The organism is Pirellulaceae bacterium, from assembly GCA_019636385.1.
GTDB lineage: Bacteria > Planctomycetota > Planctomycetia > Pirellulales > Pirellulaceae > Aureliella.
Map to the genome: position 1 here is coordinate 910,120 of JAHBXT010000003.1, position 14,200 is coordinate 924,319.

Below are 14,200 nucleotides of genomic sequence, written 5' to 3' on the forward strand. Positions count from 1 at the left end.
ATTTTGCCCAAGGAGGTGGCCAAATGCGTGCTTATTCGATGGATTTGAGAATTCGTGTACTCAAGGCCTGTGATTCAGGGTTGGGAACGACGGAAGTTGCCGAATTGTTTGACGTGTCGACCGCTTGGATTCGAAGGCTCAAGCAACGCCGTCGTGAAACAGGTCAAATCGGTGCTCGTGAGCAAAGACACGGCCCGCTTCCCAAACTACACGGACACGAAGAGGAGCTCGTGAGAATTGTCGAGGAACAGCCGGATCGAACGGCCAAGGAAATCGCGGCATTACTTCCGCTTTGCATCTCGCATCAAACCGTCGACCGCTTTGTTCGTCGTTTGAACTATCGATTTAAAAAAAGACATTGACGGCGGCCGAGCAGCAGCGGCCTGATGTAGCAGAGAAGCGGCTGCGATGGCGTCGTTCGGTGCCACACCTGGACGCAAGGCGATTTGTCTTTCTGGATGAGACTTGGGCAAAAACAAATATGTCACGCTTGCGAGGTAGAGCCCTCCCGGGCAAGCGAATCATCGAAATGATCCCCCACGGCCATTGGAAAACCACGACTGTATTGATGGGACTACGATCCGAAGGAATCGTATCTCCATTGGTCATTGATGGGCCGGTGAACGGTTCGGTCTTTCTAGCTTGGATAAAACAGCAGTTCTGCAAAGAGCTTCGCTATAAAGACATTGTCGTCATGGACAATCTCTCGGCGCACAAAGTCGCCGGAGTCGTCGAAGCCATCGAGTCGGTTGGCGCCGAGGTTCGCTACCTTCCCCCATACTCGCCCGACCTGAACCCGATCGAAAATCTCTACAGTAAACTAAAGTGGCTGATTCGAAGCGAGGCGACCCGGACCGTCCAAGCCCTCTGGAACGCAGTTGGCAAACTGGTCGACCGATTCCATCCGAAGGAATGCCTCAACTACATTATCCATGCCGGATATCGCCTGAAGAATACAGCCGCTACAACTACTTGAGGTCTGCTCTAGGGCGAGGGTGCAGCCGACCCAGCCCCGATTGAGTAAGACAACGAGATGCGTTGAATTGAGGAGTGAATTGTCGATTGCGCAACATCCTGTGGGTCGAATCGCTTGGCGGGTTCGGTTTGCTGGACGTGGTTGAACAGTCGCAAGACTTTTACCAGTCAAGCTTACAAGGGTCACAACCGGTAAAAGTGGTAATGATTACTTAATCGAATTGTTGATCATCGACGATCTTAGCTGGCCAAAGCCAACCCTTGCCGAAATAGATGCTAGAGATATCCGGACCGTTTTTTCAGAAATGGAATGGAATCGGCTGCTATGAATAGCCAGCGGCTTCATGAATCAAGCCCCATCGCTCAGACAGCAGGCTTGCCATCTAGAGCTAAATCCTTATTGCGCTGGCCGGGTCGCCACTTGGCCCTGGCGGCACTAACAATGATCATCGGTGGAGTGATTTTCTATGCCACCATGCGTGTGTTGGTGGCCGATGTACGGCATATCAATCAGCGGCTGGTACAAGATCAACAGATTCTCATTGAACATCGCGCGTTGGAGCAACTGCGCGAAGAGACGCGTCTGGCGGACCAGGCGACGCTTGATGTCACAGCAAAGTGGACAAAGATTATCCAGGACGCCGAAGCTCAAGCGCTCTCAAAGGCTACCCATGAGCCGGCGATAAGTTATACCAATTTAACTCAATTGGAACCGTCCACGCCAGCCCATCAACTGCATGGACCCTTGCGCCACCATCGGCTGCCGGAGGCTGCTCAAGATGACTGGTGCCGAAATGCCTTGGATACCTACGTCCTCGATCAGCTGCAGAAGCAGGGAATGGCACCGCCGAAACCTGCCGACTCACGGACGTTAGTTCGCCGATTGTGGTTGAGTCTGACCGGGTTACCACCTGCGTGGTCAGATATGGAAAAATGGATGCAGCGCGCTGAAAATGATTGGGAGCAATTGGTAGACGAGTTGTTAGAACGTCCAGAATTTGGTGAGCATCTTTCGACACCCTGGTTGGATGTCGTTCGGTATGCCGATAGCAACGGATACGAAGAGGACGAATTGCGGCCGCATGCTTTCCCGTACCGAGATTTCGTTATTTGGGCCTTGCAAGCGGATTTTCCTTACGATGAGTTTGTGCGCTGGCAAATTGCCGGTGATGAAATCTGTCCTGACAATCCCCTAGCAACAGCGGCGACCGGATTTCTGACCGCCTCACCGTTGAATACGTTCATTCCGCAACTGTCGGAACGATACGATGAGTTAGATAACATCATTTCCACCATAGGCCAGTCGATGCTGGGTACGACGATCGCATGTGCTCGATGTCACGACCATTTTTATGACCCGATCCTCAGTCAAGAGTACTATGGGCTGGCAGCCATTTTTCAATCGACGAAGCGCACAGAGACTTATCTCCAGCCTGACCGAGGGGCCGAATACTGGCAGCAGGCTGGCTGGTCGCATCAATATCGTGATGAGATGACGGCCATGCTCTTGCAGCGAGTCCGAGATGACCGCATTGAAGACAACAACGACTTCACCTCGGATGAAAAGGATCTACTGCGCCAGCCGATTGATCCTGAGAACGCTCGTCAAGTCGAACTGCTGTCACGCTGTGGGCGTTGCTTGTTGGTCGACGAGACATTTCTAAAAGATGGTTTAAAACCGCTACCTCAACACAAGCCGCGATATGACTTTTTACAGCAGGAACTGGATCGCAAGCGATCTATGCTACCGCCGGAACCCCCCAAAGCCCTGGCAATTACCGGAAGTCAAGTGCAGCAGGTGCCAGTGCTGACTGGTGGCTCTATCAATTTACTTGGCGAAAGCGTTGGTCCACGCTTTATCGACTGTCTAACTCAAGTCAAAGTCAACTGGGCTGACGGCGGTTGGACGTTGTGGGACACCGCGGCTGAGCCTCGCCCCAGAACCGCTTTAGCCCGATGGATGACGGACATTCGGTTTGGGGCAGGGGCCCTACTGGCGCGTGTCGCCGTGAATCGTATCTGGCAACACCACTTTGGGGTTGGGCTGGTCCGCACGCCTGCCGATTTTGGTGCGGAGGGTGCTCCGCCCAGTAGCGCCGCCTTATTGGATTGGTTGGCAGAGCAACTGGTTGTTAGTGGTTGGCGTCAGAAGCATGTTCATCGCTTGATTGTTAACAGCAGCACATGGCGACAAGCGCTGGTGAGTTCCGATAGTCCGTACTACTCCGAACAGTTCGATTCGCTGTTGCGCCGCGTTCCCCAGCGTCTGTCCGGTGAAATGTTCCGGGATGCGATATTGGACCTGGCCGGACGGTTGAACCGACGTCGCTATGGACCAGCCTTTCAGCCGGCAATTCCTTACGAAGCGATTATGTATCGCGAAGAGGAAGACATTGACGCCACTTGGCCCACTCAGGTCCTTGAGCGCCCAGACGTCTGGAGACGTAGCGTTTACATTCTCAGACGACGCAGCAATCCAGTCCCCATGCTGCAACTGTTTGACACGCCTGAGCGCAGCCAACCATGTGCCCATCGCCAAGCAACAACCGTGCCTACGCAAGCGTTGCTGTTGTGGAACGACCCTTGGATTCGTGACCAAGCCCAGCACATAGCAGCCCAGATCGAGTCCAGCGGAAGCGCGACCAGTTTAGAGCCACGGTCTGATCCGATCTCCCAACTCTTCCGTCTTGTATACCAACGGATGCCGCGTCCAGATGAACTGAGGCAGGCCCACGAGTTTCTTGAAACTGGCGCGCTCCAGGACCTGGTCCATGTTTTACTGATGAGCAACGAGTTTTGGTACTTCGACTAGCGTCGATAAGTGACTGGATGGCGGAGTAGTCCATGCTGCAAGACGATCAAGTTAGACGCCGCGAATGGCTTCAACGACAAGGGGCAGGCCTGGGGAGTTTGGCCTTATCGACTTTATTGTCCAAAGAGGTGCAAGCCACAGGCAGTTTGTCGGGAAAGACACAGCATCATCCGGCTCGAGCCACATCGGTTATCTGGCTGTTTATGAACGGAGGCCCGTCGGGTATTGATCTACTGGATCACAAACCGGCCTTGGAACGTTACGCGGGTCAGCCATTTCCGGGTGAGCTGAAAACGTTGTTCCCCTATCCTGGTCCGATCATGCCTTCGCCATTTAAGTTTCGGAGGTATGGAGAATGCGGTGCCGCCGTCAGCCAAGTTCTGCCGCATCTAGCGCATCAGGTCGACAAATTGACGTTTTTGCAAGCCTGTGTTTCTGAAGAGCAAAATCATGTACCTGCCTGCTACATGATGAACACTGGAAGTCGTCAGATGGGCTCACCAGCGCTGGGCAGTTGGGCCAGCTATGGACTGGGGCGTGAATCCAACGATCTACCAGATTTTGTCGTCATGTACGACCATCGCAGTTCACCAGAAGGCGGTGCCAGCCTTTGGGGCTCAGGCTTCCTTCCAGGTCAGTACCAAGGAGTCACCTTGCGGCCTAAAAAGTCACCAATTCTGTATATTGATCGTCCAGGAGACCTTAGCCAATCGACTCAACACGCTCAGCAGAGACTCCTGAAAAGCCTCAATCGACAACACGCTCAGCAACATCCGTTCTCCAGTGAACTGGAAGCAAGAATTCGTTCCTTTGAGACGGCCTATCAGATGCAAGCCAGCGTGCCCAATCTGGTTGATCTGTCCAGTGAAACTCAGGCGACGTACGAACTGTATGGACTTAACGACCCAACGACCCGGCATTTTGGAAGTCAATGCCTGCTAGCCCGGCGAATGGTTGAACAGAACGTACCATTTATACAAATCTACCACGGTGGCTACGAAAACAATTGGGATCAACATGGTGGCTTGGCAGAGGGGCATGCCAAAAACTGTATGGAGACCGACCGACCCATGGCTGGTTTGTTGCTGGATCTCGAACAACGTGGGCTACTGGATTCAACGTTAGTAATCTGGGGTGGCGAATTTGGTCGCGGGCCTACGGCCCAAGACCGAGATGGTCGTGACCATAACCCCTACGGATTTACGATGTGGCTGGCAGGTGGAGGTGTCAAGCGAGGCTTTACCCTGGGGGCGACCGATGAGTTTGGCTATTTGCCAGTCGAGCATCCCGTTAGCATGCATGATCTACACGCTACCGTTCTGCATCTCATGGGCCTGGACGAATCTCGCTTGACTTTCCGCAGTGCAGGTCGCGACCAGTCTGCAACCAACGGTTTGGGCCACGTCTTGCATCCTATCCTGGCGTGAACAGTTGGCGGAAAAGTTCCCAGGCCAAATTCGACTGGATCGGAATAATCGATACAAACCAGCCAATTGCCGAAGATGTCTGAACCTAAAGCATCAATTCGATCAAGCCTCAACCCCGTTTTCGATTTTATGGACCTACAGTCCTCTGCGGGCTGTCGGGCAGCCGACTGGCCGAACAAGCCAGTTGAAGTGGCTTGCAATCTGCGTTTAGCCAGAGGTCAGTTGGCGCAGACCAATCGGCAATCATAGTTCTTGTGTAAGGTAATGAAAGCGATGTTCCATTCAAATGCTTTTGCGAGCCGACGCGGTGCAGCGGTGGTTGAAATGGCGTGTGTGCTACCCGTGTTTGTGCTGATTGTCATGGGTAGTATCGAAGTCGGTCGAGGAGTCATGGTGCGGCACGTACTCGAAGAGGCGGCTCGGGCCGGTTGCCGAGTAGCCATTATGGAGGGCGCGACACCTGGAGATGTTACGAGTATCGTCCAAAAAGCCATGACTAAGGCCAATCTGTCCGACTATTCCGTGGAGCTGAACCCGCCAGATTTAAGCAGTCTTGGTCCGTTTGAACCAGTAACTGTGCAGGTATCCATTCCTTACAGTAAGGCGTCCTGGTTTCAGCCAAGATTCATGGCCCAAGCTTCGTTAAGCGGAATTTGCGTTCTGCCAGCTGAAGTGGAAGGAGATAAACTTCCAGACCCAGTCTCCGGCAAAAAGAACAAGAAGAACAAGAAGAACAAGAAGTAGCTACGGGGATTGGTAACTATTGCAATGTCAGTGCGGAACGGTTGCCCCCGAGTGTACTTTACCTCCAATGTCCAGGCATCTGAACAGATGAGGACAACCCGCCGCATACTTGTGATGAAAGTTTGATTCGCGGCGCGCCTCAATAACAAAACCGTTCACAAGGAATCAATCATGACACCAAAAGACAAACGTAATGCACAGGCACGACGTGGTCTTGATTGGCGTCGAGGTTCCATATTGGCACTCACCCCCGTGATGATCGTGGTGCTGTTAAGTGTGGGGTTATTCGTGGTGGATCTGGGGTATTTGTATGCAACCAAAAGCAGTTTACAGAATGCTGCTGACTCCGCTAGTTTCACCGGTGCGCTTCGTCTGCGGGTAGCCTTGGGTGAGGTCGAGGAACCGACTGCAGGCGAGAAAAAAATGAAAAAGAAAGACAAGAAAGCCAAGAAAAAAAGTGAAGAGCCTCAAGAATTTGATGCCTCTTTCATACCCCACCTCCAGGCACTGGCCATTGAATTTGCCGAGCGGAATCATCAGGCTGCTACTGGAATACTGGATCAAACCGAAATCAACATAGGCTTTTGGAACTTTTCTACGCGTAGTTTTGAGGCTGTTCCACCAGACCAAGCCAATGCGGTACGAGTAACTGTTCGTCGTGGCGGTGACCAATCTCAAAAGTTAACTTTGCTATTGGCTCGACTCTTCGGCATGATGTCCACTGATTTGGAAGCCAACTCTATCACGGCTTTCAACACACTAGTCGATGGTAGTGGCGATGAGCATCTCACGATGCCCTATCTGGTGAAATAAAGCATGATCTGGTGAGCCGGCGGGGTCAGCGAAATATTCGTGTGCTACTCGGCCAGCACACCGACGACCAGGAGCATTAAGTGCTGTTTTGGCGTCTGCCATGCGCGACCTTGTCATTTCCTGCTTGAACTCGGCCCACCTGGCCATGCGATTGATAAGCAGCCGACCATTTGCATCGCCACTAATCTTTAGATCTCCATTCAGGTTCGTCACAGAATGTAAGCTAAAGTATTGCGTGAGATTCAAAGCACTATCCACCATCTAGCGTCATCATTCCATGTGTTTGCAACGTGAATTGACATCCGCTTACTAATCGCTCGTCTAGCCGGAACGCCTAACAAGATATCGGGCGGTCAACTTAGATCAGAAGCCCGTTATGGCCCGATAGGCACAAGCAACAACTTCCGCCATGCGCTCGAAATCCAGCGTGTCAATATCGTCGCTCATCTGGTGATAGTTTGGATTTCGAATAAACGACGTGTCGTTGATCATCAGCGCCGGGATGTCGAATTCCCAGTAGCTTCTCTGATCGGACATGCCGGCCAGACTTTCGATCATTGGCAGATCAATCATCTGGATATCTATACCGGCGTCGGTCTTCATGAGTTGATAGACCATTTGGTTAAAGTCATGATAGGCCCGTTTGCCGACCACCGCGATGAAGTTCGCCTTTTCGGGATATAGCTCTCTCAATCCTGGGACTGGATAAGGCTGTTCGCCATCGTGAAAGTAGCCAATCATTTCGAAATTGATCAAGCCGATTAGGTCGGACTTAATTTCGCTGACCGACCTGGCATGTATGTAGGAGCCCATCTGGTTGGTAGAGTAAAACGGCGGTTCTTCCAAGCAGAAGGCAACAAAGTCAATCCGGTAGTCAATATCCGGCTGGGCTTCAGCCACCATCCGGGCTGATTCGAGTAATCCGGCGACGGCACTTGCGTTATCGTCTGCCCCCGGTTGATCACCACAGACATCATAATGGGCACCTGTGATCATTCGCCTCTGCTTCTCTGGCCTGTAGGAAGCGATGATGTTCTTGTACTCAATTCCGTTCACCAAAAACGGCTGTTCGACCGTCTCCAGGCCGTAGGCACCAAACTCAGCCTTCAGGTAACAGCAGACCTTCTCCAGCGAGTCTAGGTTTTGAAAATTCCGGAAAGGCCGAAGAGAAGTCAGGAACTCGACATGACGGTAGAGCGATTCGCTGTTGGCATGCATCGGACAGTGTTTTCCATGTTCAAGGAGTCGGCCGCGCATTAGCGACCGCAATCGCCCTCACAATCTTGACGGCTTCGGTTTTTCACAAACTTGCATTTGCCGAAAATCCGAACGAAATATCCCACATCCTAATAAACCCTCAACGCTGCTGGTAGCGACGCAGCATGTTTGATCCGAGACTAGCACAAGCCTGTGGCACCTTTAGCCCCGTAAAGCTAGAGCAGCTGGCAAAGAACTGTTGCTGCCAGCCTGAGTCCGAGAGCTAGGCGGTGACTAGGAGCCGATTAAATTCGCAAAACGGAACCTTTGCTTGCTCCGTTTTGCTAAAATCGCTGGATGACAGTGACTGTGTTGGTCCGAGAGTACCTGTAATCCTGAACGTAGTGATATCAGACCTGTGCGTCAGAAGGAGATGCATAATGAGTAACGAGCCTGAATTGATCATGTCGCCACTTTGCCAGACGCTCAAGGTTGAGGGGCATACTCTTCAGATCGACATCTATCGTGGCGGCACAAGCAAGTGGATTCTTGAGGTTGTCGACTCAGGCGGTACCTCCACTGTCTGGGATGAGGAGTTTGAAACCGATGAGCTGGCGTTTGAGGAATTGTCTCGCACCATCAGCGAGGAGGGTGTCCTTTCGATCGTTGCCGCTCCTTAGGCTAGGCTCTCGTGGGCGTGAGCCGTCTGTCTACCGAAATCAGCTTTGCACTGGCGCGATCCTAGCAACTTGGATGGGAAGGCGTCTGGGTGCCGAAAGTTGCCCATGGGCAGCGACAATCCCAGCGCTTACATACAGCTTGGCGATTTCTCCTGTTGGACAGCTTTTCGCCCACTGCCCGGTGACGGTGGACGTTATCCCGCTATCTGAATCGTGAGCTAGCCTAAATGCCATTGATCACGGAAATCCGCTGTCCCGCACATAAGCTTCTACTTGCCAAACCCAGCCATCGGAAAGAGCGAATTCTGAGCCTTACCGCAGATCGGCAGCATAGTCAGGTGTAGGCAACTGGGTGGCACGCGGCGAGCCACATTGCACTAGAAAATTAGCCAGCAGTTGGTAGCCAAGCGGAGAAAGAACTGACTCTGGGTGAAATTGGACTCCAAAGGTTGGGTGCTGGCGGTGTTGTACCGCCATGATCTCAGGGAAAAACTGCGGTTGTCGAGAAATCTCCTGACTCATCCGGCCAACGTGCACAGAATGAACCTGTAAACTCTGCTGTGCAGGACTAATCTCTTCTGCGCGACTCCGAGCAATGATCGATAGACTTGCCGGGAACTGGTCTGGAGACGCAACCAAAGAGTGATAGCGAGCCATGTTGGCGACTGCTGGAAAACCGCTAAACAGCGGGCTGTCGTCAAATTCAATCGGTAGTGCCCGCCCGTGTATGGGGTAGGCCGCGCGGATTATTTTTCCACCCATGGCTTGAACGATGATTTGGTGGCCGAGGCAGACTCCGAGGATCGGACGTAAGCCACTGTAGCGTTGGACGATTCCCAAGCACTGCCCCGCCTGATCGGGGCCACAAGGTCCCGGTGAAATCACAATGGCCTGCGATTGCTCGGCCGCCGATATCAAGTCCGGCGCGTCGTTGCGCAATACAGAGACGGTCGCGCCCAGTCGCACCAAATAGCGAGCCAAGTTGTAGATGAAGCTGTCGTAGTTGTCGATCAGCAGAATCATTCTAATCGCCGCGCATGATGTTGCGGGTCACCTGTTCGACGCTTACCTGCCGACCTCCCAACTGACGCAACTGCGCCAGCAAATCTTCTGCTTCGACCTGGCCGATGGGATCTGTGGGATCCTTTAGCATGTTTGACAGCGCTGCGGTGCGCGTATTGATTCTCAGCTGTAACGTGCGGATCAACCGCAACTCAGCCAATTTATCCACCAACGGCTGAGCACCCGGTTCCTGCTCTTGCCCCGGCATCGACTGTTGTCGCTGCTTTTCGCGCTGTTGGTTGTCTTGTTTAACCTTGGCAATGGCTTCAACCATCTCCTGAAGCGCTTGTAAAACGTCATTTTGCATCACTAAAGTGATGCGGCCTACATCGCCGGTCTCCAAGCGTAGAATTATTCCAGTGATATCCTGGTTAACCTGCACCAGAGCCTCGGGAAACGCTGCGCTCGATCCCTCTTCTCTGAGCAACAATAATGCTCGTTCGCCTTCTGCGGCTACTTTTTGCTCTTCGCGTCCCAGGGTTGCAGCCCGAGTCAGTATCTGACGGTCAGGCTGATCGCCCGCTACGTCATGCAAGCGCTGCGTCTCCGAAACAACGTTCGTGTGCAGCTCCAGCATCCTCCGCAGGCGGCTCTCCAACGTTTCAAGAGATCGACGAATCTCCTCTTCGCGCAGTTGATTGAGAATCTCTTCCAGGTCCTCCAAGGCTTCTTTCAACTGCTGTTCCGCCTGGAGTTGTTTTTCCACTGCCTGTTCGCGCTGCGCATCCTGTAGTTGCTGCTGAGCTTCCTGCATTCGTTGTCTGGCCTGCTGGATGCGCTTGGCAGCACGCTCGGCAGGTGTCTGCGGCTCAGGTGGACTTGAGTCACCCGACGGAGAACCACTGGATTGTTGGCCTTCAGATGGCTCAGAAGGCGATGGCTCTGAAGGCGATGAAGGCTGCGATGGGGTGGGTTGAGCTTGCGATGGCGGCGACGCATTTGGGGTAGCAGCGGGTGGTGCCGTGGATTGAGAATCATCCGGCGAAGGCTGCTGATCCGCTGCCGGCTGACCGTCGGATGGTTTATCAGACGGTTGATCGGACGACGCATTTGCTGGCTGTTCGGAGGAGGCTTGGTCCCTTTCAGAAGGCTTATTCGAAGAAGCTTGTTTGTCTGGTGCCATTGGCTGATCTGACGATTGCTGCTCTGCCGCTGGCTCACTTGCCGATTGGCTTTCAGGTGGCTGTTCAGTGGAGGATGGCTCGGTCGAACCGTCCTGAGGCTTGGCATCAGTTGGTTGCTGTAAATCTTGGGAAGATGAACGATCGCTGCCGTCGGTAGAGGGCGGAACTTGTTGATCAGATGCGTCCTTCCCAGAATCTGCGGATTCGGCAGTCGAGCTGTCCAACTCACCAGCGATCTGCTGAGCTTTGTTGGCCAATTGAGCTTGGTCCAGAGCCGCTTGTTGTGCAGACTGGCCGCCTTCTGTTCGGCCGCGCAAAGACGATTGCATCCGCAACAGGCGATCGGTCTCCTCGATCCACCGCCGCACCTGATCTCGCTGTTGACGCACCCGCTGTTCGCGGTTTTCGCTCTGCAACATCTCAAGTAGTCGTTTCAGTGCATCGCGCCCAGATTTTTGCTGGTCGATGGCTTCGCTCAGCCGATTGTCCGACAGATGTCGCGCAGCTCGTTCCAGCAAGTCAGCCAACTGCGCCTGCTTGCTGAGGCCTGCTGCCTGCTGCAATAAAGCGGCCCGAGTCGGATTATCCAGGGCCTCGATGTCCGCCGAGCGTAACAGCAGCGTTTCCAGCCGCGACAATTGTGTGGCGACTTGCTGCTGTCCAGTCGCCAGCGAATCGCTGCCGTCCGATTCCGTCGGTTGCGCACCGGCAAACGCGACGGCAATAAACGTTAATATGAAAAACGACAGACAGCCAATCAGCCTACGCACGGTCAGACGCGGGTTGTGATTCAAGACCTTCGCCAGAGAAAAAAAAACTCGATCTGACCAAGTCAGCAAGCCTGTGAGCCGTGCAGTGAACGATTGTCGGCGGAAGCAGATGCTGGTTCTCATTTGAATAAATCCAAAATACGCGCCTTTTGCGTCTCTTCCGTTTCCTTCAGTAGTCGCTCTTGTTCGTCCAACAGCCCGCGAACCAAGTCAATGATCTCGTTAAACGACTCCAAGTCCAGCATACTGGATTTGATCTCTTCCAGCGCTATCAATATTTTTTCCAGCCAGGTCAGTGCCGCCACAGCTACCGGCTGGCCGCGATCAGCCGCCACCGCCGACTGCAGTTCGATCATGGCACGATCTAGTTGACTGTACTGGTCGGCCAGCAATTGACCGAGCGGTTGCTCAACCTTCTCCAATAGTCGCTGCTGCCGGTCCAAGCTATCAATTCGATTATTCCTCAATTGTAGGCGGACATTCTGTGTGCGACTGGCAATTCCTGCCAGTTCTTGCCGGGATTTGTCGGACTGCAATTGAGATTGTTGGGCCCTGAGCGTGGCGACAGGCTGCGAATCGGTCGCTTCGGACAGGCCGCTTAGGGCCTGCTGCAGTTGCTGCAATTCATCGATGATCTGCTCCAGTCGCTGACGCAGTTCTAATTCCTGGCGGTCCAGGATCACAAGCAATTGATCAGGTGTCACCACGGCCAACTGTTGGGGCTGGCCGCGTCCAGCGTGAGGTAGATCGTCCAAGTTGTAGTAATCGGTGGCCTGCACACACAAGCCAACGGTTGATCCCGGCTGTAGCCGCAACGTCCCCTGTTGGGCCAAAGCTTGAAAATCTACCTCTCCAGCTAATTGGTCAGCTTCTAACCGCAACGGTACTGGCTCCAGCAGCGTTTCATCGACCGAAAGCTCAGCGCTGACCTGAGCGACTCCGTGATCGTCAGTGACTTGCCCACGAACCGGCAGCACCGCCTGGGGTGTAATCGCCAGTCCAATGCCTTCCAGCCGCGATTGCACATCGGGCTTGGTGTCCGACAGGACGGCGATCGTATAGCGCATAATCTGTTCGGCATACAAACCATAGTGATCCTGCAACAGGAGTTCCATCTGTAGATTCTGGCGTACCGGACCAAGCGAAATGCGAAAGCTGTGATCATTCGAGGATGCAGTCATTATTTCCGGTGACTCGAGCGCATCGATCGACTCTGATTGTCGCAGCGCGTATTGAACTTGCCCAAGCCGCGCATTGCAGTGACCGATCAGCGTGCAATCTGTACCTTCGGGCAGCTTCAGCCCCGCTCGATACAATAACGTTTCTCGTGGGGCTCGCAGGCTCAACGAATCCATCAAGTAGCCGGGATAGACGCACTCCAGGAACATCTCGGTAACAACCGTCCGATCGACGACTTCCAGCTGCAAATTGCGCAATCGGGTATCCAGGCCAACCACATCAATCGACAGGCTATGGGACAAGCCATCCAGAGGAGGTCCGTCCAAGGTGAAATGCTGCCAGCCTTCGATGGGCACGCCGATACGTCGCATGTTGGCGCGACCACGAGTACTATCCGCGCCGCGATAATACAGCGTGCATACCTCCGGAATGCGCGGGGCGTTGGCGTCTGCGGATACTTGCAGCAGCGGAGAGGCCCCAGAGGGAATGCGGGCCACCTGGTTATCAAAAACTATTTTGGACTGTTGAGCACTCAATTGCCCAGTAAAACTTGGAATCGGCAACTGCAGCCAATCGACTCGCAGCACTGCCGAGCGGGGCCACGGCTGGTCAGAAAGTGCAAACAATCGCGAACCCCACAGACTCATCCACTCCCACGAAAAAACCGTGGCCAGAAGCGTCAGCAACATGCTCAATCCGACCACCGCTCTCAGTCTGCGGATCGGACGCCAATTGAACAGTTGGTCTGGCTGGACATGGCGAATCGACCGCTCGGCTAGCCCCACAGCCCGGTGCAACATTTCCGCGTGAGCTTGGGGATTGATCTCCCGGACCTCCCGGTGGCTCAACTGGACGGCCGTGATCAGCGTATTGTTCAGCTCGGGATGTTGGCGTTCGACCAGCAGCGCTAGCGACGCATCATCGACGCGCGTCAACCAACGCGGCAACAACCAGCGTGCGGATAGCCATACAGCGCCCGCCACCATCAGACCCAGCAGGGCAATGCGGACCGCAGTTGGCGATTCGCTGGCGCCCACGCGTACGGGCAAGTAGTCGATGGCTGCCCCGATCCAGAAGACCAGCAGCAGCCACATCACCACCATCAGCAGCCATTGCCAACACAAATAGGTACGCAGCAGGCCCCGAGTCTCAGCCAGCCTGCTCTGAATGGCTGCTGGTAGAGGTCGTGTGCCAATGAACGCGCTGGCTGAACTGTCACTCTCTGAGGTCATTGCGTACCACTTAACAGATTCCAATTGGCTCGCTTAGCAGTTTCCGGCTAAGTCCACTGGGCAGGGATATCCCGAGTCTGTGTTATCAGCCCTCTAGCTGGTTAACACGGATATCTTCCGATATCCGTGGGCAAGCGAAAAGAGTGGGTGGCGAGTAAGACTGCGCAAAGTTCTCAATTGAGCGT

The 14,200-nt window shown here is 53.8% G+C and carries 11 protein-coding genes; 7 read left to right on the top strand and 4 right to left on the bottom strand.

Annotation, left to right across the window (positions count from 1 at the left end):
- Window positions 1-23 precede the first annotated feature (23 nt).
- From KF752_14205 to KF752_14230, 6 genes are all read left to right on the top strand, one after another.
- On the top strand, window positions 24-362 hold the full coding sequence (locus KF752_14205) for a transposase (protein ID MBX3422703.1): 339 nt from the start codon (window positions 24-26) through the stop codon (window positions 360-362).
- Window positions 359-976: an IS630 family transposase gene (locus tag KF752_14210; protein ID MBX3422704.1), complete on the top strand. Its 618-nt coding sequence runs from the start codon at window positions 359-361 to the stop codon at window positions 974-976. The genes KF752_14205 and KF752_14210 overlap by 4 nt, the downstream gene beginning before the upstream one ends.
- Window positions 977-1,300: 324 nt before the next feature.
- On the top strand, window positions 1,301-3,787 hold the full coding sequence (locus tag KF752_14215; GenBank protein ID MBX3422705.1) for a DUF1553 domain-containing protein: 2,487 nt from the start codon (window positions 1,301-1,303) through the stop codon (window positions 3,785-3,787).
- A gap of 32 nt (window positions 3,788-3,819) precedes the next feature.
- Window positions 3,820-5,214: a DUF1501 domain-containing protein gene (locus KF752_14220; protein ID MBX3422706.1), complete on the top strand. Its 1,395-nt coding sequence runs from the start codon at window positions 3,820-3,822 to the stop codon at window positions 5,212-5,214.
- A 273-nt stretch (window positions 5,215-5,487) separates the two neighbouring features.
- Window positions 5,488-5,958, top strand: a complete 471-nt coding sequence (locus KF752_14225) for a pilus assembly protein (GenBank protein MBX3422707.1) — start codon at window positions 5,488-5,490, stop codon at window positions 5,956-5,958.
- 171 nt (window positions 5,959-6,129) lie between these two features.
- Window positions 6,130-6,771: a hypothetical protein gene (locus tag KF752_14230; GenBank protein ID MBX3422708.1), complete on the top strand. Its 642-nt coding sequence runs from the start codon at window positions 6,130-6,132 to the stop codon at window positions 6,769-6,771.
- A gap of 363 nt (window positions 6,772-7,134) precedes the next feature.
- Here the strand turns inward: KF752_14230 and KF752_14235 are convergent, their stop codons facing one another.
- The gene (locus KF752_14235; GenBank protein ID MBX3422709.1) at window positions 7,135-7,989 is read right to left on the bottom strand and encodes a M28 family peptidase; all 855 of its coding nucleotides are present in this window, start codon (window positions 7,987-7,989) and stop codon (window positions 7,135-7,137) included.
- Between the two features lie 419 nt (window positions 7,990-8,408).
- On the opposite strand from KF752_14235, the gene KF752_14240 reads away from it, so the two are divergent.
- Window positions 8,409-8,648: a hypothetical protein gene (locus KF752_14240; GenBank protein ID MBX3422710.1), complete on the top strand. Its 240-nt coding sequence runs from the start codon at window positions 8,409-8,411 to the stop codon at window positions 8,646-8,648.
- Window positions 8,649-8,960: 312 nt separating this feature from the next.
- Here the strand turns inward: KF752_14240 and KF752_14245 are convergent, their stop codons facing one another.
- From KF752_14245 to KF752_14255, 3 genes are read right to left on the bottom strand one after another with little or no spacing between them, the layout of a single operon-like run.
- On the bottom strand, window positions 8,961-9,671 hold the full coding sequence (locus KF752_14245) for an aminodeoxychorismate/anthranilate synthase component II (GenBank protein MBX3422711.1): 711 nt from the start codon (window positions 9,669-9,671) through the stop codon (window positions 8,961-8,963).
- Window position 9,672: 1 nt separating this feature from the next.
- Complete coding sequence (locus KF752_14250) at window positions 9,673-11,727, bottom strand: hypothetical protein (protein ID MBX3422712.1); 2,055 nt, start codon at window positions 11,725-11,727, stop codon at window positions 9,673-9,675.
- Window positions 11,724-14,015, bottom strand: a complete 2,292-nt coding sequence (locus KF752_14255) for a hypothetical protein (protein ID MBX3422713.1) — start codon at window positions 14,013-14,015, stop codon at window positions 11,724-11,726. Before KF752_14255 ends, KF752_14250 begins: the two co-directional genes overlap by 4 nt.
- Window positions 14,016-14,200 lie beyond the last annotated feature (185 nt).

Bases quoted from the DNA above. Each gene is read 5' to 3' on its own strand.
- KF752_14250 (MBX3422712.1), bottom strand. From the start codon at position 11,727: ATGAGAACCAGCATCTGCTTCCGCCGACAATCGTTCACTGCACGGCTC.
- KF752_14205 (MBX3422703.1), top strand. From the start codon at position 24: ATGCGTGCTTATTCGATGGATTTGAGAATTCGTGTACTCAAGGCCTGT.
- KF752_14230 (MBX3422708.1), top strand. From the start codon at position 6,130: ATGACACCAAAAGACAAACGTAATGCACAGGCACGACGTGGTCTTGAT.
- KF752_14235 (MBX3422709.1), bottom strand. From the start codon at position 7,989: ATGCATGCCAACAGCGAATCGCTCTACCGTCATGTCGAGTTCCTGACT.
- KF752_14215 (MBX3422705.1), top strand. From the start codon at position 1,301: ATGAATAGCCAGCGGCTTCATGAATCAAGCCCCATCGCTCAGACAGCA.
- KF752_14220 (MBX3422706.1), top strand. From the start codon at position 3,820: ATGCTGCAAGACGATCAAGTTAGACGCCGCGAATGGCTTCAACGACAA.
- KF752_14225 (MBX3422707.1), top strand. From the start codon at position 5,488: ATGTTCCATTCAAATGCTTTTGCGAGCCGACGCGGTGCAGCGGTGGTT.
- KF752_14255 (MBX3422713.1), bottom strand. From the start codon at position 14,015: ATGACCTCAGAGAGTGACAGTTCAGCCAGCGCGTTCATTGGCACACGA.
- KF752_14245 (MBX3422711.1), bottom strand. From the start codon at position 9,671: ATGATTCTGCTGATCGACAACTACGACAGCTTCATCTACAACTTGGCT.
- KF752_14240 (MBX3422710.1), top strand. From the start codon at position 8,409: ATGAGTAACGAGCCTGAATTGATCATGTCGCCACTTTGCCAGACGCTC.